Origin of the sequence: Massilia sp. DD77 (assembly GCF_036961685.1) — a bacterium.
Taxonomy (GTDB): domain Bacteria; phylum Pseudomonadota; class Gammaproteobacteria; order Burkholderiales; family Burkholderiaceae_D; genus Telluria.
The window spans coordinates 1-24,813 of the sequence record NZ_JBAMDH010000042.1 but is presented as its reverse complement, the minus strand read 5'-3'; the positions used below and the strand labels follow the sequence as shown (position 1 = coordinate 24,813).

The window sequence follows — 24,813 nt, the reverse complement described above, 5'->3', positions numbered from 1 at the left end:
AATTGCATCAGTGCTTCCCTCAGCGCAGCGGGATTGAAAGGAGAAAAGCATGGAAGCAAGCAAAGTAGGCGGAGCAGGTGTCCCCACGGTCGAACAGGTCGACGTGGCGCGGATCATGGGCGGCCTGTACGGCGACGGCATCATCGCCTGCCGCGGCGCCTTCGAGCGCGCCTGGGTCGAGCGCCTGGGCAAGGAGATCGCGATGCTGTTCGACGAAGCGCGCGGGCGGCCCGGCGGGGCGCTCGAGCGCGGACCGAACCGCTACTACGTCGAGGTCCATCCGGAACGCCTGTCGGGCTTCCTCGACATCGTCACCCATCCCTGGGTGGTGTCGGTCTGCCGCGCGGTGCTCGGTCCCGACTACAAGATCGTCGAGGTGGGCTTTGACGTGCCGGGACCAGGCGCCATGCACCAGCCCTGGCACCGCGATTTCGCCTCGCCGCCCGAGACCCTGAGCGGCCGGCGCCTGAGCTCGCTGGCCTTCAACATCACGACGGTCGATGTCACCGAGGACATGGGGCCCTTCGAGATCGCGGTCGGCACCCAATGGGACGACCTGGCGGGCGGCGACCCGATGTTCCCGCCGCAGGGAACCTGGGCCCGCTACGAGGAGCGCGCCCAGCGCAAGCTGCCGCAGGCGGGCGACATCTCGGCGCGCTCGGCCCTGACCATCCACCGCGGCACGGCAAATCAATCGAACCGCTCGCGGCCCGTGCTGGTTGTGGGAGCGGAGGCGCCCGACTGCACCAGCCTGGTCAAGCACGACCTGCAGATGTCGCGCGCCTTCCATGCCGGCCTGCCGCTGGAGGTGGCGCGCCACCTGAACACCCGCGTGGTCGACGAGCTCGAGCCGATCTACCAGGCGCATACCATCGAAGGCCTGCGCATGGGCGTGTCGATGTCGTAGGGTCGATGTCCCAGGGTCGATGTCGCAAACGGGGGGAAGGATTGGGCGGCAAGAAGCCGCGCACCGGCATGGTGCGCGGTGTGGGAGTCAAGGCTTGTCGGGCACCTGCTGCGCCGGCACCGGCGTCTTGAGACTTTCGGGAATGGCGTCGGCGATGCCGTTGCTTGGCGCCTGGCCCACGCGGCGGGCCTCGTCGGAATGCTGGTCGAGGCTGACTTCCTCGGCCACGTCGAAGCGGCCGTCCTCGGCGCCGCCGTCGCCGGGCAGCAGGTTCTCGGAGCGCTTGTCCTCGCCGCCGCTGTTCACGGGCGTCCCGTCCTTGGACGTCGGGTTCGAGGGCTGTTTGGATTCGGCCATGCTGTCCTCCTGGAATCGTTTCGGGTGGCTCCGATTATCTCCCAGCCCTTTACCCCCGGGCGCACGCTATCGGCGCTTGTCCTTCAGCGGCAGGTTCTTCTCCAGGATCGCCCACAGGATCAGGCCATAGGCCAGCAGGCGGATCAGGTAGTGCAGGGGCGAATCCTCGCCGCCCTGGTCGCGCAGCACCGCGTACAGCCGGTGCGCCCCTTGGATCGCGAAGGACAGCGCGAACCACAGGAAGAAGCGGTCGGCCGAGCTGCGCCAGAAGCGGATGAAGAACAGGGCGATGGTCAGCGAAGCCATCGCGATCGCGCCGCTAAGGAGGTCGTTCAGAGGGTCAATCATTTTCGTAGATCAAACCATACAGGAGGAGCAGGCAGGCCAGCAGGGCGCTGATCAGGCGCAGCGGCATGAAGTCGACGTTGGGGAACACGACCTTGTCCAGCAGCAGGAACAGGTTATTCACGGTCATCACCGCGAAGCAGGACCCGCTCCAGAACAGGAGCCGGTAACGGGTGCGCCGGTAACTGCTGAACAGCAGCCAGGCGCAGGCCAGCGAGGTCAGGATGCAGAGGGTGTAGATGATCTCGCCCATGTCAGGCGTCCTTTCGCAAGCGGAAGGCGTCGGCGAATTTTTGCGCCTTCCGGTCGAGGGTGGAATGGATCAGGTGGGTCACTTCCACCAGGTGCTTGGCATAGAGTTCGGCTAGGCGGTCGACCAGTTCGCGCAGCGCCTCGGTGGCCGGCGCGTAGCAATAGGCATGCTCCGCCGGCGCGTCGCAGCGGCGCGCCATGCCGGCGGTGCACAGGTCGTCGAGCAGGCCCTGCGCGACCTTCTCGCGGGTGTAGAGCCGTTCGGCCAGGGCAGTGCTGTCCCATTGCTGGCCGGGTGCGGCGCGCAAGAGCAGCAGGGCTTCCAGGAACGGCACGGAGGGCACGCTCGTCAGTACGAAGCGCCGCAGGTCCTCCGGAATCTCCGGTTGTGTCATTCGCGAATCATGTGTTTCCGGAAGGGAAATTTTCGTTTAGGAAAAGACAAATTCTAAATCATTCTTCCTAGCAATGCACTTTCAATCGTGCGCCGTATGTACCGCAGCGCATCCACCGTATTGTGGAGCCGCGGGCGTTGCTGTCGGCTAAAATGATCGCACTGCTTTTTTGAGTTCGATCATCATGTTCCGTACCATCCTCGCTCGCCTCTTCATGGCGGGCGCGCTGCTCGCGGCTGGCGCTGTCCAGGCCGCCAGCTGCCCCGTCCATTACCTTGATGGCCGTGCGCCCGAGATCCGCAATCCCAAGCTGGCCAGCGGCGCCCGCGAACTATGCTACGGCGTATTCGGCGTGATGCATTCGGGCGTGACCCGCACGCCGCTCTGGTCCGCCGAGCACCTCCGCGCCGACAACCTGGAACGCGCCGAAGGCCTCGACCGCGACAACGCCTTCCACGCCGAGCCGCGCCTGCCGCAAGGCCAGCGCGCCGAGCTCTCCGATTATGCGCGCAGCGGTTTCGACCGCGGCCATCTGGCGCCCAACGGCGACATGCCGGACCGGCGCACCCAGCGCGAGAGCTTTTCGCTGGCCAACATGGTGCCCCAGGACAGCGACCACAACCGCCACATCTGGGGGCCGATCGAACAGAGCGTGCGCAAGATGGCCAAGCGCGAAGGCGAACTCTATGTCATTACCGGCCCGGCCTTCCTGGGGACCAGCCTGCGCAAGGTCGGCAACGTGATCGTGCCCAGCCACTTGTACAAGGTGGTGTACAGTCCGCGCCAGAAGGCCGCCGCCGCCTGGTTCGTCGAGAACCGCAGTGGGGCGCCGATCCACGTGATACCGGTGGCCGAGCTGGAACGCATCGTCGGCATCGAACTGCTGCCTTCGCTCAGCCGCCAGCAGAAGGAACGCATGCTGCGTCTGCCGAAGATCAAGCAGCGCAAGCCGCGCGCCGAGGGCCGCCAATAACAGGGAGACAGGGAGAACCCATGAAGCCGAAGAAGACCGTATTCTCGCCGTTCGCGAACGAAGCCGACGTGCTCGAAGTCGGCAACCTGATGCTGGAAAACCGTGTCGACCGCATCACCGTGTCGGGCGACGTCGACCTGACCGCGGACCAGCAGGGCCTGGCGGCGGCGCGCCGCCTGCACGAGGCGCTGGGCGCGATCGTTGCCGCGCTGGAGGCGCGCGAGTTGCCCGATCGCCTGCCGCCGCCGCAGGCCAAGACGGTCGGCAACCCCTTCGCCTGAGGGCCGTGTGCGCTGATTCTTCGGGTGGGGAAGTTCTTCGGTTGTCGAGCGTCAATGGTGCGCGAGTCTGAGCGCGTTTGGGGTACGCTCGGTTGGCAAAGCGCTAATCATGCAGCGCGTGAACCGCCAGGACGGCGGGTGCGCGGCGCTACCCAACCCACTTGGAGGAACGATCATGCAACATACGCTTGTAGCGGTATTCGACAACCGTACCGACGCACAGAATGCGATGAACGAACTGCTGTCGTCGAACTATTCCCGCGAGAACGTCCGCCTGTCCGATTCGGACACGACCGGCATGGGCGACACGGGCACCACCCGCACCGCCGACACCGGCGAAGGCATCGGCTCCAGCATCAAGAACTTCTTCAGCGACCTGTTTGGCGATGACGATACGGGCCATGCCAGCCGATACGAAACCGCCGTCAGCGGCGGACGCCACGTGCTGACGCTCACCGCCGACTCGCTGCCGGAAGTCGAGCGCGCCGCCGACATCGTCGAGCGCTACGGCCCGACCGACATCGACGAGCATTCCGACCGCACCGGTTCCATGGCCGGGATGGGCATGGCGGGCGCGATGGGCGCCGGCAGCGCCGGCCTGCAGCAGTCCTCCTCGATGTCGGCCCAGTCCGACACTTCGAAGACCTCCCAGACCTCCCAGACCTTGCGATCCTCGAGCGCGCAGGGCGGCATCCAGCGTACCGACTCGCTGCAGCGCGACACCGCGGCGCTGCGGCGCGACGAGACCAGCGCCTCGATCCCGGTGGTGGAAGAACAGCTGAAAGTCGGCAAGCGCGAAGTCCAGCGCGGCGGCGTGCGCATCTTCTCGCGCGTGGTCGAAACCCCGGTCGACCAGACCATCGGCCTGCGCGAAGAGCATGTGAACGTCGAGCGCCACCGCGTCGACCAGCCGATCAATCCGAACGACGCCACCGCGTTCAAGGAGCAGACCATCGAGATGCGCGAGACCGCGGAGGAAGCCGTGGTGCAGAAATCCGCGCGCGTGGTCGAGGAAGTGACGATCGGCAAGCAGGTCAATGAACGCCAGCAGCAGATCCACGACACGGTGCGCCGCACCGAAGTCGACGTCGAGCGCCTGGGCGCGACCGGCGGCCTGCGCGACGACGACAGCTACTACCGCAGCCACTTCACCAGCAACTACGGCAGCAGCGGCGCTTCCTACGACGACTATGCCCCGGCGTATTCGTACGGCACCCAGATGCGCAGCGACAGCCGCTACGCCAACCGCCAGTGGGACGACGTCGAGAGCGACCTGCGCACCGACTGGGAAACCCGCAATGCCGGCAGCACCGGCTCGACCTGGGAAAAGATGAAGGCGGCGGTGCGCCGCGGCTGGGACCGCATGACGGACGATGACGACGACAGCTACTACCGCAACCACTACAACAGCAACTTCGCCTCCAGCGGCGCCGCCTATGACGACTACGCCCCGGCATATTCCTACGGCTCGCAAATGCGCAGCGACACCCGCTACAGCAACCGCCAGTGGGACGACGTCGAGAGCGACCTGCGCACCGACTGGGAAACCCGCAATGCCGGCAGCACCGGTTCGACCTGGGAGCGCATGAAAGCGGCCGTGCGTCATGGCTGGGACCGCATGACTGACGACAACTCCACCCGCCGCGGCTACTAAGGCGGCTGCCGCCGGACCGGCGTGTCCGGCCTTATGCGACGGCGCCCGCGGGCGCCGTTTTTACTGGGCGCGCGGCAGGCGGCCCCTGCTGGGCAGGCGCGCGCCCGCCCCAGCGGGTTTGGAGTAGTCTGAACGCATTGTCCAGCCACCCACAGGAGCCGACCAGATGTCAAGCAACACACCCCCATCCGGCGCCGCGTCCGAGTCCGGGGAGAGCCTGTCCATCCCCGTGTTCGAGGAGCGGCTCGAGGTGGGCACCCGGGTCGCCGAGACCGGGGGCGGGGTGCGCATCCACAAGACGGTGTCGGAACAGCCGGTCACCATCGACGAGCGCCTGGCGCGCGAAGAGGTGGAAGTCCGGCACGTGCCGGTGGACCGCATCGTGGCCGCCGACCAGGCGCCCACCACCCGCTACGAAGGCGACACGCTGGTGGTGCCGGTGCTCGAGGAAGTGCTGGTGGTGGAACGCCGCCTGCGCATCAAGGAAGAACTGCATATTACCCGCGTACGGCGCGAGGAGCGCTTCCAGGACGAGGTCATGCTGAAAGCCGAGCAGGTCCACGTCGAGCGCTTCGACGAGGCCGGAACGCCGCCAACCACCTGAGCCATTCCAATACGGAGGAAACGACCATGCAACACACACTTGTAGCCGTGTTCGACAACCGGACCGACGCGCAAAATGCGATGAACGAATTGCTGTCGTCGGGATTCTCCAAGGGAGAAGTGCGCCTGTCGGCCGCCGACCCCACCGGACAGACCGACCCTGTCACGGGCGAGTCGGACATCGCGGGCGACCGCGACCTGGCGCATGACCGGGCCGGCGATACCAGCAACCTGGGCATTACCGCCAGCATCAAGCATTTCTTCAGCGACCTGTTCGGGGGCGACAATCCGGACCACGTCAGCCGCTACGAGGGCGCCGTCACCCGCGGTCACCACGTGCTCACCGTGACCGCCGACTCGCTGCCCGAAGTCGAGCGTGCGGCCGACATCGTCGAGCGCTACGGACCGACGGACATCGACGAACAGGCCTCCAGCTTCGGCGAAGTGCCGTCCGGGACCGGGGCCATGCGCATGGGCAGCAGCAGCGCCATGCAGTCGGCGCCGATGTCGTCCCAGTCGCAATCCCCGTCCCAGGCCCAGTCCGGGCGCGGACAGAACCTGCAGGGCGGCCAGGCCCAGCAAAGCCAGCACAGCCTTGACAACCCGGGCGACCGCAAGCTGTTCCAGCAGCAGTCGCTGAACCAGGCCGAGCCGATGGGCACGACCTACCAGGAACCGATGGGCAAGAGCGGCCTGAGCGCGACCGGCGGCACGTCGCTGCAGGGCTCCACCCTGCAGGAGAATCCGGTCCAGGCCTCCTCGCTCGAAGGCACGCCGCAGGGCCTGGGCGCGTCCGCCGGCTCGATGACGGGCTCGATGAGGGGCTCGATGTCGGGCCCGATGGCGGGATCAACGACGGGCAACCCGATCCGTTCCGACTCGCAACAGCGCGGCGGGGTCGCGGCAGGCGGCTGGGCGACTCAGCAGCGCGGCGGTTCGCGCATCTATTCGCGTGGCGACATGGACCAGTCCGGCTATTCGACGGGCGCGAACATGGACGACGACAGCTATTTCCGCGAGCATTTCAGCAGCGCCTACAGCGCGAGCGGCGATTCCTATGACGACTACGCGCCGGCCTACCGCTACGGCTCCGAGATGGCGCGCGGCACCTATGCCGGCCGCAAGTGGAACGAGGTCGAGAACGACCTGCGCACCCACTGGGAATCGCGCACCGGCAACGACACGAACTCGGCCTGGGACCGCATGAAGGACGCGGTGCGGCGCGGCTGGGACCGGATCACGGACGACGACGACACCCACTACCGCAGCCACTACGCCAGCACCTACGGCAGCACGGGCGGCGCCTACGACGACTATGCGCCCGCCTACAGCTACGGCGCCCGCATGCGCCGCGACCGCCGCTACAGCGACCGCAAGTGGGACGATGTCGAGACCGACCTGCGCACCGAGTGGGAAAGCAGCCATGCAGGCTCGGCCTGGGAAAACATGAAGGCGGCGGTGCGCCGCGGCTGGGACCGCGTGACCCGCGACGACGATAACGACAGCTACCGCAGCCATTACAGCAGCACCTACGAAGGCAGCGGCGTCGCTTACGACGCCGTGGCGCCGGCCTATGCCTACGGCTCACAGATGCGCGGCGACAGCCGCTACGCCAACCGCCAGTGGGACGAGGTCGAAGGCGACCTGCGCACCGACTGGGAAACCCGCAATCCCGGGTCGACCTGGGAAAACATGAAGGCGGCGGTGCGCCGGGGCTGGGACCGCATGACCGGCGACGACGACGAGGATTATTACCGCAGCCACTACAGCTCGACCTACGGCGCCAGCGGCAAGGACTACGACGAGTATGAGCCGGCCTATTCCTACGGCACCGAGATGGCGCGCAGCGAGACCTACCGTAACCGTCCCTGGGATGAGGCCATGCCCAGCCTGCGCAGCGACTGGGAAGCGCGCCAGGCGAGCGGCGCCAGGATGGATGCCGACGGCACGAAGGCGGTTGCCTCCTCGGCGTGGGAAGACATGAAGGACGCGGTGCGCCACGGCTGGAACCGCATGACGAATGCCTTCTCCGACACCGACGAGGACAGCTATTACCGCAGCCACTATCGTAGCCACTACGGCTCCGCCGTGGGCGGCGCGGGCGATTCCTACGACACTTACCGTCCGGCTTACGAATACGGCAGCAGCATGCGCCGCGATCCGCAATACAGCAGCCGCGAATGGGACGATGCCCTCGAAAACGAGCTGCGCAGTGGCTGGCAAAGCCGTTATCCGGGCGGGCCGAGCACCTGGGACAAGGTGAAGGAGGCGGTGCGGCACGGCTGGAACCGGCTGACCTACTGAGTCTTTCGGCATGAAGGCCGGCCTGCGGCCGGCCCATGTTCAAACGACCGCGGCGCCCTCGGGCGCCGCTGTTTGCTTCAGCGCACGGAGCGCCCGATGCCGGAGCTTACTGGGCGAAGGCCTGGTCCGCCGGGGTGATCCTCAGCGCCTCCGGCCTGATCCCCAGCTTCATCGCGCCAATCGCCTTGTCCTCGTCCAGCAGCGCTTGCGGCTTGTTGGCGTCGTAGGCGATCGGCGAGAAGGCGTCGCTCACCAGTTTGTCCTTCAGGCCGGCCGCATCCTTGGTGATGATCACCACCGACAGGTTCCTGGCGGACAGGTGGCGCCTGATCGCCGCGTTGACGTCGGCCGCGCTCAGTTTGGCCAGGCCGTCGCGCATCATGCGGGTGAATTCCGGGGTGCCGTACCACTGGGCGTCGAGCGCATAGCCGAGCTGCTGGTCCTGGGTCGCGGTCATCACGAACACGTTCTTCATGAGGTAGTCGCGGGTGGTGGCGAAATCCTGCTCGCTCAGGCCGTTCTCGACCAGCTTGCCCAGCTCGTGCAGGGCCACGCGCAGGGCGAAGTGGCCGTTCTCCGGCGCCACCGGACGGATCCAGACCTCGAACAGCTGCGCCTTGCGGCCCAGGTTCGGGTTGGGGAAGAACTGGAACATCCCGCGCGGGAAGGCCTCGATGTAGGCATAGTCGCCGTAGTTCATGCCGCGTTCCTCGCGGATGCGCTGGTACAGGCGGGCGCTGGAGGCGCGGTGCTCGCCCAGCCAGGTCTTTGCCAGCCACAGCGCCGGGAAGTCCGGGTGCGAGCGGGTGACGGCCAGCGGCAGGCCAAAGGAGATCGCGGTGGCGCGGGTGTTCTTCTCGACGATCTCGACCTCGAGGCCCTGGGGCATGCGGCCGCGCGGCACGCCCGTGGCCGGCAGGCCGGCGCCCTGCGGCAGGCGCGCCAGCTGGCTCTTGAGCGAAGCGGCCATGCGTTCGCTGACGTCGCCGGAGATGCCGACGCGCAGGGCGCCCTGGGCGTAGGCCTGGCGGTAGAAGGCCTTGACGTCGTCCATGGTGATCGCGTCCAGGCCCTTGATCGTGCCCAGCACCGGATGCCCATAGGGCGTGCCGGCGAAGATGTTCGCTTGCAGCCTCTCCTTGCCGAATTCCTCCTCGTTGTTGGCCTTCAGGTCCAGCACCAGGGCATTGCGCTGGGCGTCCTTCAGGCGGCGGAAGTCTTCCTCGCGGAAGCCCGGGTCCACCAGCAGCGGCATGGCGACGGCCATGAAGGCGTCCCAGTTGTCCTTGTGGGTGGTGCCGGTAAAGGTGGTCATTTCCTTGTCGGTCTGTTCAAGGAAGCTGCCGGCGAGGGGGAACAGGGCCTTGCTCACCTCGTCGATCTTGCGCTCGCGCGAACCGGCGCCGGCGACCATGGCGGCGGTGAGTGCGGCCAGGCCCTCCTTGCCCTGCGGGTCATGCGCCGAGCCGGCCGCGAACAGCAGCTTGAAGCGGATCTGCGGCAGGGCCGACTTCTGGACCAGCACGTCGAACTTCGCGTCCGCCGCCTTGGGCGCGAAGCTGGCCAGTGGCGGCAGGGTCTCGATGCCCGCCGGCAGGGCCTCGTGCGCCAGGGTGGTCACGACCATTGCCTCGTCGACCAGGTACTTGCGGGCGGCGGCCTGGAGGTCGGCCGGGCTCAGGCTGTCGACCACGCGGTAGTAGCGGTTCAGGGTGCCGTAGGAACGGTTGAAGTGCACATACGACGCCAGGGTCGATGCGATCTGCTCGGTATTGTCGAGCGAGCGGATCAGGCCGTATTTCTGGGCCGACTTGGCGTCTTCCAGGGCCTGGGCGGCGACCGGTTCGTCGCGCAGCCTGGCCACCGTTTGCAGGATGGCGTCGCGCACGTACAGGGCGTCGACCGGCCGCTTGACCCTTGCCCCGATCGTGGCCAGGGTCGGATCGACCCGGTTCGGCGTGGAGTCGAACAGCTGGTCGACCTTCTGCTCGTCCTGTACCAGGCGCTTGTACAGTGGGGAGGTGCGCCCGAAGGACAGCGACAGCAGCATCGACAGCGCCGCCTGGTCCTTGGCGGTGTCCGAGAAGGCCGGGGCGCGGAAGGCGACCGTCACCAGCGGCAGGGTCGGGGTCTGCCAGGCCACATGGCGGTACTGGGCGCCGCGCGGCGCCGGCTCGGCGGGCACCGGGGCCTTGTAGCTGCCGCGGCGCCAGGAAGACCAGTACTTCTCGACCAGGGCGATGGCCTTGGCCGGTTCGACGTCGCCGGCGACGATCACCGTGGTGCGCTCGGGCCGGTACCAGCGGTCGAAGAAAACCTTGGAGTAGTCGTACTGGTTGGGCATGTCCTCGATGTCCTTGAGGAAGCCCATGGTGGTGTGCTTGTAGGTATGGGTGCTGTAGGCGGCGTCGCGCTGCACCTCGAACAGCTTCTGCATCGGGTTCGCGCTGTTCTTGTTGTACTCGCCCAGCACGGCGCGCGACTCGGTCTTGAAGGCCTCCACCGGATAGGACAGGTGCTGGAAGCGGTCGGCCTCGACCTTCAGCACGGTTTCCAGGTCTTCCTTGGCGAAGGTGGTGTAGTAGTTGGTCAGGTCGTCGCTGGTGTAGGCGTTCTGGCGCGCGCCCGCCTTGGTGATGACTTCCTGGTATTTTTCCGGCGGATAGCTGGGCGTGCCGCGGAACATCATGTGCTCGAAGAAGTGGGCGAAGCCCGACTTGCCAGGCTCGATCTCGTTGCGCGAACCGGTCTGCACCGGGATCTGGACCGAGACCAGGTTCGGGAAACCGGTCGGCACCACGATCACCTTCAGGCCGTTGGCCAGGGTTTTCTCGGTCGCCTTGAAGGGCAGGACGTCGGCGGACGCGGCGTCTTTCGGCGCCGGCTTGGCGGGCGCGGCCAGCAGAAGGGCGGGCGCCAGGGTGGACGCCAGGAGCGCCGGAATCAGTGCCGCGCGCGTGGTGCGCGTCAGGGTCGGGGTGAGCACGTTGTCTCCTTGGAAAATACGCTAAGCGGGCAGCATAGAATATTTGGCAAGGAATGAACAGCGCCCGATTGGCCGCTTGGCGGCGTGTTTACGCGGCTTCGCTCATGGGCAGGCTGATGCGGTTGCGCCCCAGGTGCTTGGCGCGGTACAGGGCGGCGTCCGCGATCGCCACCAGCTGGCTGGCGTTGTTGTCCGGCCCGGCGATGGCGGTGGCGGCGCCGATCGACACCGTGACGTGCTTGCACGGCGCGAAGCGGCAAGGCAGCTGCAGCTGTTCGACCCGGCTGCGGATGCGCTCGGCGACGATGGCCGCACCCTTGAGCGACTGGTTCGGCAGGATCACGGCGAATTCCTCGCCGCCGTAGCGCGCCACCAGGTCGTTGGCGCGCATCTCGCTCGCCACGGCCCTGGCCACGCGCTTGAGGCATTCGTCGCCGCCCAGGTGGCCGTGGGCGTCGTTGTAGGCCTTGAAGTTGTCGACGTCGACCATCAGGAGCGAGAGCGGCTGCTGCTGGCGCAGGGCGCGCGCCCACTCGGCATGCAGCGTGTCGTCGAAGCAGCGGCGGTTGGCCAGGCCGGTGAGGCCGTCGCGGGTGGCCAGCTGTTCCAGGGCGACCTGGGCCATCTTCTCGTCGGTCAGGTCGCGCAGGGTCTCGACCACGGCAGACAGGCGTCCGCCGCCGTCGAAGATCGGGCTGGCGTCGGCGGCCAGGTAGCGCCGCCTTCCGGCGCGCGGCATGTCGCACCAGCTTTCGACCGAGAGCGCGGCCGGGTGCGCGGAATCGGGTGCCTCGCCGGGCGCGCCGCCCGCCGCCATGCGCGGGTAGATGGAACGGCTGGCCTCGGCGCCTCCTTGCAGCAGCAGGTCGGCCAGGGTCGGCTGCTCCTGCTCGTAGAAGCTGCGCCAGTGGTCGGCGGTGCCCAGCATTTCCCCGGCCGGGACGCCCGTCAGCTGCTCGCAGGCGCGGTTCCAGATCATCACGCGCGAGCGGGTGTCGAGTACGAACACGGGCACCGACAGGCTTTCCATCAACTGGCCGACGAAGGCCACGTCCTGGACCAGGGGGATCGTGCCGGGCGCCGAAGCCGGCAACTGAGTCGGCAACTGAGTCGGCAACTGAGTCGGCAAATGAGTCGGCAAATGAGTCGCCAAATGAGCCGCCGGCTGAGCGCCTGTCTGGGGATGGGTGCTGATCATGGAGCCGTCCTTTGCATTCGCGGATGGCAGCCGGCTGGCTGCCAGGAGCAATTCTGCTACCGCGGCAAGAACGACTTATTGATTTTGAGCAAGGGCCGAAGGCGGCTAGGCGGTCGCGGCTAGCTCGCGCACCGGGATCTCCAGCAGCATCCGCCTTCGGCCGGGCGCCGCCTCGGCCATCGCCAGGCTGGCACGGAGGGCGTGCAGGCGTTCATGCAGTTCCTCGGGCAGGGCGGCGGCGCAAAGCGAGGACCCACCCTCGATCTGCAGGCGCAGGCGGTCGGCGCCCTCGGCCAGGCGAACGTGCAGCGGGCCCGCGCCGCTTGCGGCGGCGACTTCCTGCAGCAGGCGGAACACGGCCAGGCGGGCGGCGCGGTCGGCAGGGCCTGGTGCGGCCGGATCGAGGCCGGCGTCGAAGCGGTAGCGCAGGCCGGAGGCGCGCGCCTGGTCCTGGAGCAGCCGCTGCAGCGCCTGGCGCAGGCCTTCCTGCGCGCCGACCTGGCGCAGACCGCCGGCCACGCTGCGGAACGCCGTGATGGCGCCATCGACGCCGGCCAGGGCGTGATCGAGGCGGCCGGCCAGTTGCGGCCCTGTGGCAGCGCCCTCGTGCAGACGGCTGAGTTCGGCGCGTAGGCGGACCAGGCGGCTGCCCAGCTGGCTGTCGAGATCGCGGGCGATCCGCGAGCGTTCTCCCTGGCGCACGCCTTCCTGGCGCCGCACCAGGCGGCACAGCACGTCATGGTGCTCCGCCAGGGCCTGGTCGGCGTGACTGCGCGCCTCGCGCTCGGCGGCCAGCTGCAGCAGCAGGGCATGGGCGCGCTCCTCGGTGCTGACGCTGCGCCTCAGGCCGAGGAAGGCGAGCACCAGCGCGGCCAGGGTGACCAGCGCGCAGGCCAGCAGTTCGAGCGGTACCGAGCGCAGCGCCGCGGGCACGCCCGGCGCGGCCCAGGCCGGGCAGGGCGCCGCCAGCGACGGGACTGCGAGCACCTGGGCTAGGAATGCGGTGGGCTTTGTCATGGCTTCCTTCTTACGGTAGTAGGAAAGTTCCGCTGAATCGTCCGTAAGAACTTATCGCGAAGCCGGGGCGGGAATATTGTTAATGCTCAAAGTTTGTGCAGCCATGGAAACGGCCTCGTCGGCCGCGGATGGTGCGCCGAATGCTGCGGCGCGCTATAATGGAGGGTTGACGAACGCCGAGCCGCCCGACGGATGGCTCCACTCAGGCTCTTATTGTGACCTACAGCATTAAAGAAATCTTCTATACCCTGCAGGGCGAAGGCGCCCATGCGGGGCGTCCGGCGGTGTTCTGCCGCTTCTCCGGCTGCAACCTGTGGACCGGCCGCGAGCAAGACCGCGCCACTGCGGTCTGCACCTTCTGCGACACCGATTTCGTCGGCACCGACGGCGAGCGCGGCGGCAAGTTCAAGGACGCCGCGGCCCTGGCCGCCGAGATCGACAGCCTGTGGCCGGCCGCCCACGCCGCCAGCAAGTACGTGGTCTTCACCGGCGGCGAGCCGCTGCTGCAGCTGGACGGGCCCCTGGTCGACGCCATGCACGCCCACGGCTTCACGATCGCCATCGAGACCAACGGCACCCTCCCGGTGCCCGCCGGCGTCGACTGGGTATGCGTAAGTCCGAAGATGGGCTCGAAACTGGTCGTCGAGAAGGGCAACGAGATCAAGGTCGTGATTCCCCAGGCGAACCAGGATCTGGCCGCCTACGAACATCTCGATTTCGAGAATTTCTACGTCCAGCCGATGGACGGTCCGCTGGCCGCCCACAATACCCGCCTGGCGATCGAGACCTGCCGCCGCAATCCCAAGTGGAAGCTCAGCATCCAGACCCACAAGCTGCTCCAGATCCCTTAAATTTAGTGTCATTCAGACTCATAAAGCTTCCATGCTGACGATTACCCGCAAGCTCGAATTCGATGCCGGCCACCGGATTCCCGACCACAAGAGCCAGTGCCGCAACCTGCACGGCCACCGCTACACCCTCGAGATCACCCTGCAAGGCGCGGTGATCGACGCCGACGGCAATTCCGACAACGGCATGATCATGGATTTCTCGGACGTCAAGGCGCTCGCCAAGGAGCACCTGGTGGATGTCTGGGACCACGCCTTCCTGGTCTATGAAAAGGACGAGAAGGTGCGCGATTTCCTGGCCTCGCTGCCCGGCCACAAGACCGTGATCATCGACCGCATCCCCACCGTCGAGAACCTGGCCCAGGTCGCCTTCGGCATCCTGAAGACCGTGTTCACCGACCGCTACGGCACCGGCCTGCGCCTGCACAAGCTGGTGCTGCACGAAACCCCGAACTGCTGGGCCGAGATCGTCGATGCCTGAACACCCCGTGCCGGCTGATTTCATGGGCCTGGCCCTGCTGGAGGCGCGCAAGGCCTGGGAGCAGGGCGAGGTGCCGGTCGGCGCCGTGGTGGTCAAGGACGGCGAAGTGATCGCCACCGGCTACAACCAGCCGATCGGCAGCCATGACCCGACCGCCCACGCCGAGATCGTGGCTCTGCGCGCGGCCGCCGAAAAGCTCGGCAACTACCGCCTTCCCGGCTGCGAGCTCTACGTGACCCTGGAACCCTGCATCATGTGCTCCGGGGCCATGATGCACGCGCGCCTGGCGCGGGTGGTGTACGCCGCGCCCGACCCCAAGACCGGCGCCTGCGGCTCGATCATCGACCTGTTCGCCGAGGAGCGCCTGAACCACCACACCGAGGTGGCCGGCGGCGTGCTGGCCGACGAGGCCAGCCAGCTGCTGAAATCCTTCTTTGCCGAGCGCCGCGCCGCCGCGCGCAAGCCCCCGGGCGCCTGAGCCGCCCCGGCCGGCGCTGCCGGTCCGGCCCGCGCCCGATCGCGCCGGGCCCGGGCTTGTCCTGCATGAGCGCCGCCCGCGCGGCGAAAGTGCTATGCTGGTTCCAAGCCGTCCCGCACGGCGACTGCAGAGAGCCCAACCACATTATCAGAGCACGGCGCAGCACGCACGGCGCCGACCTAGCCGTCATGCCGACCCTGAACGCCAATGGACTGCGCATCGCCTTCGACACATCGGGCGACCCCAAGGCCGTGCCCCTGCTGCTGGTGCACGGACTGGGCATGCAGCTGACCGCCTGGCCCGACGAGTTCGTCGAGGGCCTGGTGGAACTGGGCTTTTACGTGATCCGCTTCGACAACCGCGACTGCGGCCTGTCGACCAAGTTCGAGCAGGCCGGCGTGCCCAACCTCATGCTGGCGCGCCTCAAGGCGAAGCTGGGCTGGCCGCTGCGTCCCGCCTACCGCCTGGAAGACATGGCCGAGGACGCCCTGGGCGTGCTGTCCGCCCTGGGCGTGGCGCGCGCCCACGTGGTGGGTGTCTCGATGGGCGGCATGGTGGCGCAGATCCTGGCCGCGCGCCACCCGCAGCGGGTACTGAGCCTGACCTCGATCATGTCCAGCAGCGGCCGCCGCGGACTGCCGGGGCCGCTTCCCAGGGTGCGCAAGGCGCTGGCGCGCAAGCCCGCCAACGGCGCCGACCTCGACAGCATCGTGGAGCATACCCTGGCCCTGCTGCGCGACATCGGCAGCCCCGCCTATCCCACCCCTGAAAAAGCCCTGCGCAAGCGGGTTGCCCGTTCCTTGCGACGCAGCTATTGCCCCGGCGGAATCGCACGCCAGATGATGGCGGTCAGCGCCGGCGGCGACCGCAGCGCCGAGCTGCGCGGCATCGGCGCGCCCACGCTCGTGATCCACGGGGCCGCCGATCCCCTGGTGCCGCTGGCATGCGGCCAGGACACCGCCGCCCAGATCCCCGGCGCCCGGCTCGAGGTCATCGAGGGCATGGGACACGATTTGCCGCCCCAGCTGGTCGAGCGGATCCTCGCCTTGATCGACGCCCATGCCCGGGGTAAGATGTTGCCAGACTCAACACCGCGGCTCTTCGTCAAACAGTGATCACACCACAAGTCGGCATCGCCATCGTGGCGCCGGGCGGCTACACGTCCGACCCCACAACTGTCGAGCGCGCGATTGCGCGCCTCGAAGCCCAGGGCTGCCTGGTCCATAACTACTACGACCACAAGGCCATCCACCAGCGTTTCGGCGGCACCGACGAAGGCCGGCTGGCCCAGCTGCACGCCGCCGTGGCCGATCCGGATGTCCAGCTCATCATCAGCCTGCGCGGCGCCTATGGCATGACCCGGCTGCTGCCGGCCATCGACTTCGAGGCGATTGCCGCCAGCGGCAAGATCGTGGTCGGGTTTTCCGACGTCACGGCCCTGCAGATGGGCTTGATGGCGAAAACCGGCGCCCTCAGCTATGCCGGCCCGATGATCGCCGGCGACTTCGGCGCCAGGGAAGTGGAACGCTTCACGATCGACGATTTCTGGCGCTGCCTGGCCGGCCCCACGCATACCATTCGCGAAACGGCGACCGGCAATCCGGCGCTCGCGCTGCACGGGACGGTCTGGGGCGGCAACCTGGCGATGCTGGTCTCACTGCTGGGTACGCCTTACTTCCCCCGCATCGAGGGCGGCATCCTCTACGTCGAGGACATCAACGAGCATCCCTACCGGGTCGAGCGCATGCTCTTGCAACTGCAGCAGGCCGGCGTGCTGGACCGGCAGCGCGCGGTGATCCTGGGCGACATTTCCGGCTACCGCCTGAGCCCGCAGGACAACGGCTACGATGTCGGGGCCATGCTGGCCTACCTGCGCGCCACCCTCCCGGTGCCGGTGCTGACCGGCCTCAGCTTCGGTCATATCCAGCGCCGGGTGACCATTCCCTTCGGCGCCCAGGGCCACCTGGAGTCGAACGCGCAAGGCTTCACGCTCACCCTGTCGGATTACCCGACCGTGCGCCGTGGGTGAGCGCCGGGCGCAGCCAGACACGGCTGCCGCCGCGGGACTTACCTATTACCGGGTCAGTGCGCCGCCCGACAGCTATCCACCCCTGGAGGGTGCGCGCGAATGCGCCGTCTGCGTCATCGGCGCCGGCTTCGCCGGCCTCGGCACGGCCATGTCCCTGGCCGAACGGGGCGAGCGCGACGTGGTCGTGCTGGAGGCCGAACAGGTCGGCCACGGCGCCTCCGGGCGCAACGGCGGCTTCGTGTTCGGCGGCTTTTCGCTGGGCGAGCGCGACCTGCACCGCAGCGCCGGCCCGGCGGCGCGCCAGCTCTACGGCGACACCCTGGCGGCCGTCGGCCTGATCCGGGAACGCATCCGCCGCCACGAGATCGCCTGCGAAGCGCGCGAGAGCGGCGTGATCCTGGCCAACTGGTTCGACGACGACCGCATCCTGCTCGACCAGCAGCGCTTCATGGCCGAGCACATGGGAGTGCACTGGCAGCACCTGGGGCGCGAGGAACTGGCCGAACGCCTGCACACGCGGCGCTACAAGGGCGGCCTGTTCGAGCCGGGCGCCTTCCATTTTCACCCGCTGAAATATGCCCAGGGACTGGCGCGCACCCTGGCGCGCTCGGGCGTGGCGATCCACGAGCACAGCCGGGTCACGACCATCCGGCGCCAGGACGGCGGCTGGCTGGTGACAAGCCCGCGCGGCACCGTCATGGCGCGCGAGCTGGTGGTCTGCTGCGGCGGCTACCTCGCCGGCCTGCACCGCCGCCTGCGCGCCGCCATCCTGCCGATCGCTACTTACGTGATGACGACCGAGCCGCTGGGCGAGCGCCTGGCGTCCAGCATCCGCACCGAGGCGGCGGTCTACGACACGCGCTTCGCCTTCGACTACTACCGGGCGCTGCCGGACACCCGCCTGCTGTGGGGCGGGCGCATCTCGATCCTGCACCGCTCGCCGGGTGCGGTGGCCAAGCTGCTGTACGGCGACATGGTCAAGGTCTATCCCCAGCTCGAGGGGATCAAGGTCGAACACGCCTGGAGCGGCCTGATGAGCTACGCGCGCCACAAGATGCCGCAAGTGGGCCGCCTGCCGGACGGGCTCTGGTACGGCATGGGCTTCGGCGGCCACGGTGTGGCGCCGACCACCCTGGCAGGCGAACTGTTGTCCGAGGCGCTGCTGGGCGACTCAAGGCGCCTGCGCGGCTATGCGCGCTGGGGCCTGCCCTGGACCGGCGGCCCGGCCGGGCTGGCGGCGGCCCAGGCCAGCTATTGGTATTACGGACTGCGGGACATGCTGCGGCGGTAGGCGCAGAAAACCCGGAAGGCCAACCGCGGCACAGCCCCAGGCGGATAGCCATCAGCCACGTCGTCTCCGCGCCCGCCAGCCCAGCCCGGCCAGCCCCGCCGCGAGCATCGGCAGCACGCCCGGCTCCGGCACCGGCGGCGGAACATTGGTGCTCAGTAGATGGATGCTGGCATACGAATACAGGCCCACCCAGGCCCGGGCCTGGCTGTCTTCCCAGTTGTACCAATCGAGGTCGAGAGAAAAATCCCCGGTATGGGTGAAGCCGTCTTCGCCCGCGACGCTGCGCATGTCCGCGCCCATGCGGCGGTGCTCATCGACAATCAGCTGGCCGTCGGCGCCGAGTGTGTAGACCTGCAGCTGGTTCTCGGTGAGGAACTGGCCGGCGAAATCGCCGGCGGCGATATCCGCTCCATACGAGCCGGCGCTGCTGAAGCTCACCCGGGTATTCGGCGACAGCACGAAGGGCAGGGCGTCGCCCTGGATCCAGCTGTAGCCAAAGCTGAGCGGACCTTCGCTCGATGGCCGCGCCCAGGCCTCGATGCCGACCCGCGCCGTGTCCGGGTCGCCGCGTCCGCTCGCGCCGGCGGTGAAGCCGGCCCGGTTCTCGATGGCGAAGGTGTGGCTATAGGGGGCCAGGTCGCCGCCGTAGCGCTTGTCCGCCTTGCCGAGTACCGGCGTGCGCAAGTCGAAGGCGGCGCTCAGGTTCCCGGCGCGGTCTTCGGGCGCCACCGCCAAGGGCAGGAAAGTCAGGGAAGGATCGAGGCCGTCGCCGGGATCGAGGTCGTACAGGGTATAGCCGAGATTGCCGTGGGTGACGCGCCCGCTCAGTTCCCAGCCGGGCCCGGCCTGCGCCGCCGCGCCCGAGGCCCAGCCCAGGCCTGCGAGCAGCAGGGTAATGCCTAAAGGATCACGCTTCATGCCTGCCTCCTTTCGCGATGCGCCAAGTATAGCAAGTCCGGCATAGCAGGCCGGGCCGTGCAAACGCTATGCGCGGTGGATCGGCGCGCAACCTTCGTGCGCATACAACAAGGGCGCCGCCTCCCATGGAGGAATCTGAAATGATAGAATAGCCGGTTATCCGATCGGCGAAATTCGCCGACCAACGCTTCCAAAGGTACACCGTGCTCTCTACTGCCAATATCACGATGCAATTCGGCGCCAAGCCGCTGTTCGAAAACATTTCCGTCAAGTTCGGCGAAGGTAACCGCTACGGCCTGATCGGCGCGAACGGCTGCGGCAAGTCGACCTTCATGAAGATCCTGGGCGGGGACCTGGAACCGTCGGCCGGCAACGTCAGCCTCGACCCGGGCGAGCGCCTGGGCAAGCTGCGCCAGGACCAGTTCGCCTATGAAGACGTGCGCGTGCTCGACGTGGTCATGATGGGCCACACCGAGCTGTGGAACGCGATCGCCGAGCGCGACGCCATCTACGCCAACCCGGAAGCGACCGACGACGACTACATGCGCGCCGCCGAACTCGAAGGCAAGGTCGCCGAGTACGACGGCTACTCGGCCGAAGCGCGCGCCGGCGAGCTGCTGCTGGGCCTGGAGATCGGCACCGACCTGCACCAGGGCCCGATGAGCGCCGTGGCGCCGGGCTGGAAGCTGCGCGTGCTGCTGGCCCAGGCCCTGTTCTCGAACCCGGACATCCTGCTGCTGGACGAGCCGACCAACAACCTGGACATCAATACCATCCGCTGGCTCGAGAACGTGCTGAATGAGCGCAACTCGACCATGATCATCATTTCCCACGACCGCCACTTCCTGAACCAGGTCTGCACCCACGTGGCCGACATGGACTATGGCACCCTGAAGGTCTATCCGGGCAACTACGACGACTACATGCTGGCCTCGACCCAGGCCCGCAACCAGCAGCTGGCGAACAATGCCAAGGCCAAGGAAAAAGTGGCCGAACTGCAGGACTTCGTGCGCCGCTTCTCGGCCAACAAGTCGAAGGCCCGCCAGGCGACCTCGCGCGCCAAGCAGATCGACAAGATCAAGATCGAGGAATTCAAGCCCTCCTCGCGCGCCTATCCGTTCGTCCGCTTCGAAGGCGAGAAGAAGCTGCACCGCCTGGCCGTGGAAACCGAAGGCCTCACCAAGGCCTATGACCGCCAGCTGTTCAAGAACTTCTCGATCATGGTCGAGGCGGGCGAGCGCATCGCGATCATCGGCGCCAACGGCGCCGGCAAGACCACCTTGCTGCGCTGCATCGGCGGCAAGGACATCACCGGCCTGGACGCCGACCATGGCCGCGTCAAGTGGGCCGAGAACGCCAACGTCGGCTACATGCCCCAGGATCCGACCGAGGAATTCGCCAGCGGCGACAACCTGACCGACTGGATGGGCCAGTGGACCCAGGAAGGCGACGACGACCAGGCCGTGCGCTCGATCCTGGGCCGCCTGCTGTTCGGCGGCGACGAGGTCAAGAAGTCGGTGAAGGTGCTGTCCGGCGGCGAGAAGGGCCGCATGATGTACGGCAAGCTGATGCTGGGCCGTCACAACGTCATGCTGCTGGACGAGCCGACCAACCACATGGACATGGAATCGATCGAGTCCCTGAACATTGCTCTCGACAAGTATGCCGGGACCCTGATCTTCGTCTCGCACGACCGTGAATTCGTGTCCTCGCTGGCCACCCGCGTGCTCGAGATCCGCGAGAACGAGATCGTCGACTTCCGCGGCAACTACGAGGAATACCTGAAGAGCCAGGGCATCGACTGATGAGGGAGGGCGGCTTGCCGCCCTCTGCGCCGCAAGTAGCATTGTGAGATCATAGTTCGCATGAATACCGTACTCCCTATCAAGACCTACGAATACGACCGCCCGGTCGCCGGCGCTGCCTGCACCGCCGAAGCCTGGGCACGTACGCCCGCCGCCCCGAGCGCGGCCGAGAAAACCGAGCTCAAGGAACGCATCCGCCGCCTGCTCAAGGAGCGCGACGCGGTGCTGGTCGCCCACTACTACGTGGACGCCGACCTGCAGGACCTGGCCGAGGAAACCGGCGGCTGCGTCTCGGACTCGCTGGAAATGGCGCGCTTCGGACGCGACCACCCGGCCAAGACCCTGGTGGTCGCCGGCGTGCGCTTCATGGGCGAGACGTCGAAGATCCTGAATCCGGAAAAGACGGTCCTGATGCCGGACCTGGACGCCACTTGCTCGCTCGACCTGGGTTGCCCGGCCGACGAGTTCGCGGCTTTCTGCGACCAGCACCCGGACCGGACCGTGGTGGTCTATGCCAACACCAGCGCCGCCGTGAAGGCGCGCGCCGACTGGATGGTGACCTCCTCGATCGGCCTGGACATCGTCCGGCACCTGCACGAGCAGGGCAAGAAGATCCTGTGGGCGCCCGACCGCCACCTGGGCGCCTGGATCCAGAAGCAGACCGGCGCCGACATGCTGCTGTGGCAGGGCTCCTGCCTGGTGCACGACGAGTTCAAGGGCATCGAGCTCGACCTGCTCAAGCTCGAGCACCCGGAGGCCAAGGTACTGGTGCACCCGGAGTCGCCCGCGGCGGTGGTGGCCCAGGCCGACGTGGTCGGCTCGACCACCCAGCTGATCAACGCCGCGCGCGACATGGATGCCACCACCTTCATCGTGGCGACCGACAACGGCATCCTGCACAAGATGCGCATGGCCGCGCCCGGCAAGACCTTCATCGAAGCCCCGACCGCCGGCAACAGCGCCACCTGCAAGAGCTGCGCCCACTGCCCGTGGATGGCCATGAACGGCTTGCGCAACCTGGCGGACGCATTGGAACACGGCGTGGAAAGCGGCGCCAACGAGATCCACGTCGATCCGGAAACCGGCCGCCAGGCCAAGCGCGCGATCGACCGCATGCTCGACTTCGCCGCCGCCAAGAAAGCCAAGGCGCTGCCGCAAGGCGCGCTGGAGCAGAACGCCAAGCTGTTTTCGGGAGTGGGCCCCGCATGACGACCCTGCGCAACCCCTTCATTCCTGACGGCGAACTCGACGACAAGCTCCAGGCGGCTTTCGAGCAGAACATCCTGGCCGCGCTGCTGGAAGACGTCGGCACCGGCGACCTTACCGGCATGCTGGTGCCCGGCGATAGCAAGGTGAAAGCTCGCGTCATCGTCCGCGAAGAGGCCGTGCTGTGCGGCGCGCCCTGGTTCGAGGGCGTGATGCTGGCGGTCGACCAGGATCTCGAGATCGACTGGAAATATGCCGAGGGCGAGCTGATGGCGGCCGACAGCGTGGTTTGCACCATCGCCGGTTCGCCCCGTTCGCTCCTGACGGCCGAGCGTGCGGCGCTCAACTTCATGCAGCTGCTCTCGGGGGTGGCGAGCGCCACCCGCAAGTATGTGGACGTGGTGGCCGGCACGAAAGCGTCCATCCTCGACACCCGCAAGACCCTGCCGGGCCTGCGCCTGGCGCAGAAATACGCGGTGCGCGTGGGCGGCGGCAAGAACCAGCGCATGGCCTTGTACGACGGCATCCTGATCAAGGAGAACCACATCGCCGCGGCCGGCGGCGTCACCGCGGCGCTCCAAGCGGCCGACGCCCTCGGTTCCGGCGCGCCGGTGCAGATCGAGGTCGAGACCATCGCCCAGCTCGAGGAAGCGCTGGCGGCGGGCGTCAAGTCTGTGCTGCTGGATAACTTCGACCTCGCCATGATGCGCGAAGCAGTGAAGGTGAACGGCGGCCGCGCGCTGCTGGAAGCCTCGGGCGGCGTCAACCTGGGCACCGTGCGCGCCATCGCCGAGACCGGCGTCGACCGCATTTCGATCGGCAGCCTCACCAAGGACGTGCGCGCGACCGACTTCTCGCTGCGCATCGTCGCCTGATGTCGACGGCCAAACTCAAGCGCGCCCTCGGTTCGCGGCTGTTCTGGCTCGGCTTCGGCCTGCTGCTGGGACTGCCGCAGCTCGCGGACGGCCTGCGCTACGACATGAACGGCGAGCTGTTCTTCGGCGTCGGGATGGTGCTGCTGGGTATCCGCGGCTTCCTGCGTCCCGTGGTGCCCGGGCGTGCCTTGCGCATGAAGGCCGACAGCGAGGCCGACACCATCGGTTCGCCCAGGCAGATCGGCGCCTTGTCGCTGGCGATGGCCGCCTTCCTGGTGACCGGCCTCATTCTCAAATTCCTGTCGCAGAATTGAAGCGCGCCGCGTGCAGCGGCTACCAGGCTGAACCCACTAGAACCGCTAGACCCCGCTCTCGCTGGCCCGCGCCAGCGCCTCGGCGCGCGGACTGCGCTGCATGACTGGCTCGCCGACCTGGGCGGCGATGGCGTCGATGGCGGCCAGCACCCTGTCCGGATGGGCGTAGTGGAACATGTGCCCGGTACCTGGCTGCAGTTCCAGCTGGCTGTGGGGCAGGCCTTCGTGCAGGCGCTCGGCATTGTGGCCGGAGCTGGCGACCCGGTCCTGGGTACCCGCCAGGATGGTCGCGGGCACCTGCAACTCCCCATAGCGCCTGGACAGCGCCATGGCCGCGGGGATCATCATGGCGCTTTCCGCCGCGCTGGCGCGCAGCTGCGAAGGCCGCAAGGCCATCCAGACCGGCAGCCCGCTGAAGCGCTCGGCCACCGGGCGCGGCGCGAAGGCCCGCTTGATCACCGGCCGCCAGATCATGCGCGAGAGCAGCGGCGACACGGTGTAGCGCATCAGGTCGCCGATCAGCGGCACGGCCGGCGGCGAGGACAGGGGAGCGTCGAGCCGCACACTGGGATAGTAGTAGCCCGACATCAGCACCAGCCCACGCACGAAATCAGGCGCTTGCAAACCCATGGACAGGGCGACCAGCGTGCCCCAGGAATGGCCGAGCACGATGGCTGACTCGACACCGATCTCCCGCAGCGCGCCGTGCAGCAGCCGCGCCTGCTTGTCGGGCGTCCACACGGTGCTTCGCGGGCGTTCGCTGTAGCCGAAGCCGGGACGGTCGAAGGCGATCACGCGGTAGTGGCTGGCCGCCATGTCGAGCAGGCCGCTGAGCTCGAAATCCTTGGCGTACACGCCGTTGCCGTGCAGGAGCACGAGGGCCGGGCCTTCGCCCCGTTCCAGGTAATGCAGGCGCACTCCGTCGACGGTGACGAACTTGCCTTCGGGCGGATGCTCGCGCTCCACCTGGCGGGTACGGGCCTGGACGAACAGCCAGGAGGCGGCCAGACCGGCTGCGGCCCACAAGAGTCCGGGACGGACGGCCGGCGAGGTGCTTCGGTAGCGTTGGATCACAATATTCCCCTATGGTCGATGAGCGCGGGCGGCGGCGCGGTTGGCCGCGCTTCCAGCAGCCGGGCCACCAGCGGCAGCACGTGCTCGGCGGATTCGTCGAGCTTCAGGTGCAGCAGGTCGTCGGCGCGGGTGCGCCCCAGGTTGAGAGCGGCGATCGGCTTGCCGCTCTCGGTCGCCAGGCGGCAGAAGCGGAAGCCCGAATACACCATCAGCGACGAACCC

25 protein-coding genes and 1 pseudogene are annotated in these 24,813 nt (G+C 67.6%); 16 read left to right on the top strand and 10 right to left on the bottom strand.

The features are described 5' to 3' along the window. The first annotated feature begins 49 nt into the window (after window positions 1-49). Window positions 50-907 carry a phytanoyl-CoA dioxygenase family protein gene (locus tag V7778_RS21620; RefSeq protein WP_335559055.1) on the top strand — a complete coding sequence of 286 codons (858 nt, stop codon included), beginning with the start codon at window positions 50-52 and terminating at the stop codon, window positions 905-907. A gap of 87 nt (window positions 908-994) precedes the next feature. On the opposite strand, the gene V7778_RS21615 is transcribed toward V7778_RS21620, so the two are convergent. The 4 genes from V7778_RS21615 to V7778_RS21600 form a co-directional block, all read right to left on the bottom strand. Next, complete coding sequence (locus V7778_RS21615; RefSeq protein ID WP_335559053.1) at window positions 995-1,264, bottom strand: hypothetical protein; 270 nt, start codon at window positions 1,262-1,264, stop codon at window positions 995-997. Window positions 1,265-1,330: 66 nt separating this feature from the next. After that, the gene (locus V7778_RS21610; protein ID WP_335559051.1) at window positions 1,331-1,612 is read right to left on the bottom strand and encodes a DUF5985 family protein; all 282 of its coding nucleotides are present in this window, start codon (window positions 1,610-1,612) and stop codon (window positions 1,331-1,333) included. After that, window positions 1,605-1,862: a DUF5985 family protein gene (locus tag V7778_RS21605; RefSeq protein WP_335559049.1), complete on the bottom strand. Its 258-nt coding sequence runs from the start codon at window positions 1,860-1,862 to the stop codon at window positions 1,605-1,607. Before V7778_RS21605 ends, V7778_RS21610 begins: the two co-directional genes overlap by 8 nt. Before the next feature lies 1 nt (window position 1,863). Further along, on the bottom strand, window positions 1,864-2,256 hold the full coding sequence (locus V7778_RS21600; protein WP_335559048.1) for a hypothetical protein: 393 nt from the start codon (window positions 2,254-2,256) through the stop codon (window positions 1,864-1,866). Between the two features lie 184 nt (window positions 2,257-2,440). Between V7778_RS21600 and V7778_RS21595 the strand changes: the two genes are divergently transcribed. The 5 genes from V7778_RS21595 to V7778_RS21575 all read left to right on the top strand — a co-directional run bounded on the left by V7778_RS21595 (window position 2,441) and on the right by V7778_RS21575 (window position 8,071). Continuing rightward, window positions 2,441-3,229 carry a DNA/RNA non-specific endonuclease gene (locus V7778_RS21595; protein ID WP_335559046.1) on the top strand — a complete coding sequence of 263 codons (789 nt, stop codon included), beginning with the start codon at window positions 2,441-2,443 and terminating at the stop codon, window positions 3,227-3,229. Between the two features lie 20 nt (window positions 3,230-3,249). Then, a complete protein-coding gene (locus V7778_RS21590; RefSeq protein WP_335559045.1) occupies window positions 3,250-3,510 on the top strand; it encodes a hypothetical protein in 261 nt (86 codons plus the stop codon). 175 nt (window positions 3,511-3,685) lie between these two features. Next, window positions 3,686-5,164 carry a YsnF/AvaK domain-containing protein gene (locus tag V7778_RS21585; protein ID WP_335559043.1) on the top strand — a complete coding sequence of 493 codons (1,479 nt, stop codon included), beginning with the start codon at window positions 3,686-3,688 and terminating at the stop codon, window positions 5,162-5,164. A gap of 166 nt (window positions 5,165-5,330) precedes the next feature. Next, a complete protein-coding gene (locus V7778_RS21580) occupies window positions 5,331-5,768 on the top strand; it encodes a DUF2382 domain-containing protein (protein WP_335559041.1) in 438 nt (145 codons plus the stop codon). A gap of 26 nt (window positions 5,769-5,794) precedes the next feature. Then, a complete protein-coding gene (locus V7778_RS21575) occupies window positions 5,795-8,071 on the top strand; it encodes a hypothetical protein (protein ID WP_335559039.1) in 2,277 nt (758 codons plus the stop codon). Window positions 8,072-8,177: 106 nt separating this feature from the next. On the opposite strand, the gene V7778_RS21570 is transcribed toward V7778_RS21575, so the two are convergent. The 3 genes from V7778_RS21570 to V7778_RS21560 form a co-directional block, all read right to left on the bottom strand. Further along, on the bottom strand, window positions 8,178-11,057 hold the full coding sequence (locus V7778_RS21570) for a M16 family metallopeptidase (RefSeq protein ID WP_335559038.1): 2,880 nt from the start codon (window positions 11,055-11,057) through the stop codon (window positions 8,178-8,180). 88 nt (window positions 11,058-11,145) lie between these two features. After that, window positions 11,146-12,087, bottom strand: coding sequence for a sensor domain-containing diguanylate cyclase (locus V7778_RS21565; RefSeq protein WP_335559080.1), 942 nt, complete (start codon window positions 12,085-12,087; stop codon window positions 11,146-11,148). Between the two features lie 273 nt (window positions 12,088-12,360). Then, window positions 12,361-13,272 carry a hypothetical protein gene (locus V7778_RS21560; protein WP_335559035.1) on the bottom strand — a complete coding sequence of 304 codons (912 nt, stop codon included), beginning with the start codon at window positions 13,270-13,272 and terminating at the stop codon, window positions 12,361-12,363. Between the two features lie 215 nt (window positions 13,273-13,487). Between V7778_RS21560 and queE the strand changes: the two genes are divergently transcribed. From queE to V7778_RS21530, 6 genes are all read left to right on the top strand, one after another. Next, the gene (gene queE, locus V7778_RS21555) at window positions 13,488-14,123 is read left to right on the top strand and encodes a 7-carboxy-7-deazaguanine synthase (protein WP_335559033.1); all 636 of its coding nucleotides are present in this window, start codon (window positions 13,488-13,490) and stop codon (window positions 14,121-14,123) included. Between the two features lie 31 nt (window positions 14,124-14,154). Next, the gene (queD, locus tag V7778_RS21550; RefSeq protein WP_335559032.1) at window positions 14,155-14,601 is read left to right on the top strand and encodes a 6-carboxytetrahydropterin synthase QueD; all 447 of its coding nucleotides are present in this window, start codon (window positions 14,155-14,157) and stop codon (window positions 14,599-14,601) included. Next, window positions 14,594-15,079: a tRNA adenosine(34) deaminase TadA gene (gene tadA, locus V7778_RS21545; RefSeq protein WP_335559030.1), complete on the top strand. Its 486-nt coding sequence runs from the start codon at window positions 14,594-14,596 to the stop codon at window positions 15,077-15,079. Before queD ends, tadA begins: the two co-directional genes overlap by 8 nt. 188 nt (window positions 15,080-15,267) lie before the next feature. Further along, a complete protein-coding gene (locus V7778_RS21540) occupies window positions 15,268-16,194 on the top strand; it encodes an alpha/beta fold hydrolase (protein ID WP_335559027.1) in 927 nt (308 codons plus the stop codon). Then, window positions 16,191-17,108 (top strand): muramoyltetrapeptide carboxypeptidase, encoded by a 918-nt coding sequence (gene ldcA, locus V7778_RS21535; RefSeq protein ID WP_335559025.1) that lies wholly within the window; start codon window positions 16,191-16,193, stop codon window positions 17,106-17,108. The genes V7778_RS21540 and ldcA overlap by 4 nt, the downstream gene beginning before the upstream one ends. Beyond that, entirely contained in the window at window positions 17,101-18,399 is a 1,299-nt protein-coding gene (locus V7778_RS21530; RefSeq protein ID WP_335559023.1) for an NAD(P)/FAD-dependent oxidoreductase, read from the top strand. The genes ldcA and V7778_RS21530 overlap by 8 nt, the downstream gene beginning before the upstream one ends. 51 nt (window positions 18,400-18,450) lie before the next feature. On the opposite strand, the gene V7778_RS21525 is transcribed toward V7778_RS21530, so the two are convergent. After that, window positions 18,451-19,317 (bottom strand): PEP-CTERM sorting domain-containing protein, encoded by an 867-nt coding sequence (locus tag V7778_RS21525; protein ID WP_335559021.1) that lies wholly within the window; start codon window positions 19,315-19,317, stop codon window positions 18,451-18,453. Window positions 19,318-19,520: 203 nt separating this feature from the next. Between V7778_RS21525 and V7778_RS21520 the strand changes: the two genes are divergently transcribed. Genes V7778_RS21520 through V7778_RS21505 form a run of 4 tightly spaced genes read left to right on the top strand, consistent with a single transcriptional unit; the run spans window position 19,521 to window position 23,517 of the window. Continuing rightward, on the top strand, window positions 19,521-21,122 hold the full coding sequence (locus tag V7778_RS21520; RefSeq protein WP_335559019.1) for an ABC-F family ATPase: 1,602 nt from the start codon (window positions 19,521-19,523) through the stop codon (window positions 21,120-21,122). Window positions 21,123-21,182: 60 nt separating this feature from the next. Further along, on the top strand, window positions 21,183-22,331 hold the full coding sequence (nadA, locus tag V7778_RS21515; RefSeq protein WP_335559017.1) for a quinolinate synthase NadA: 1,149 nt from the start codon (window positions 21,183-21,185) through the stop codon (window positions 22,329-22,331). After that, window positions 22,328-23,203, top strand: a complete 876-nt coding sequence (gene nadC, locus V7778_RS21510; RefSeq protein ID WP_335559015.1) for a carboxylating nicotinate-nucleotide diphosphorylase — start codon at window positions 22,328-22,330, stop codon at window positions 23,201-23,203. The genes nadA and nadC overlap by 4 nt, the downstream gene beginning before the upstream one ends. Further along, window positions 23,203-23,517, top strand: coding sequence for a hypothetical protein (locus V7778_RS21505; RefSeq protein WP_335559013.1), 315 nt, complete (start codon window positions 23,203-23,205; stop codon window positions 23,515-23,517). The genes nadC and V7778_RS21505 overlap by 1 nt, the downstream gene beginning before the upstream one ends. A 45-nt stretch (window positions 23,518-23,562) precedes the next feature. Here the strand turns inward: V7778_RS21505 and V7778_RS21500 are convergent, their stop codons facing one another. Both V7778_RS21500 and V7778_RS21495 read right to left on the bottom strand, forming a co-directional pair. Then, window positions 23,563-24,591: an alpha/beta fold hydrolase gene (locus V7778_RS21500; RefSeq protein WP_335559011.1), complete on the bottom strand. Its 1,029-nt coding sequence runs from the start codon at window positions 24,589-24,591 to the stop codon at window positions 23,563-23,565. Further along, a pseudogene (locus tag V7778_RS21495) lies at window positions 24,588-24,813 on the bottom strand (NAD-dependent protein deacetylase); the annotation flags it as partial. The gene V7778_RS21500 and the pseudogene V7778_RS21495, both read right to left, overlap by 4 nt.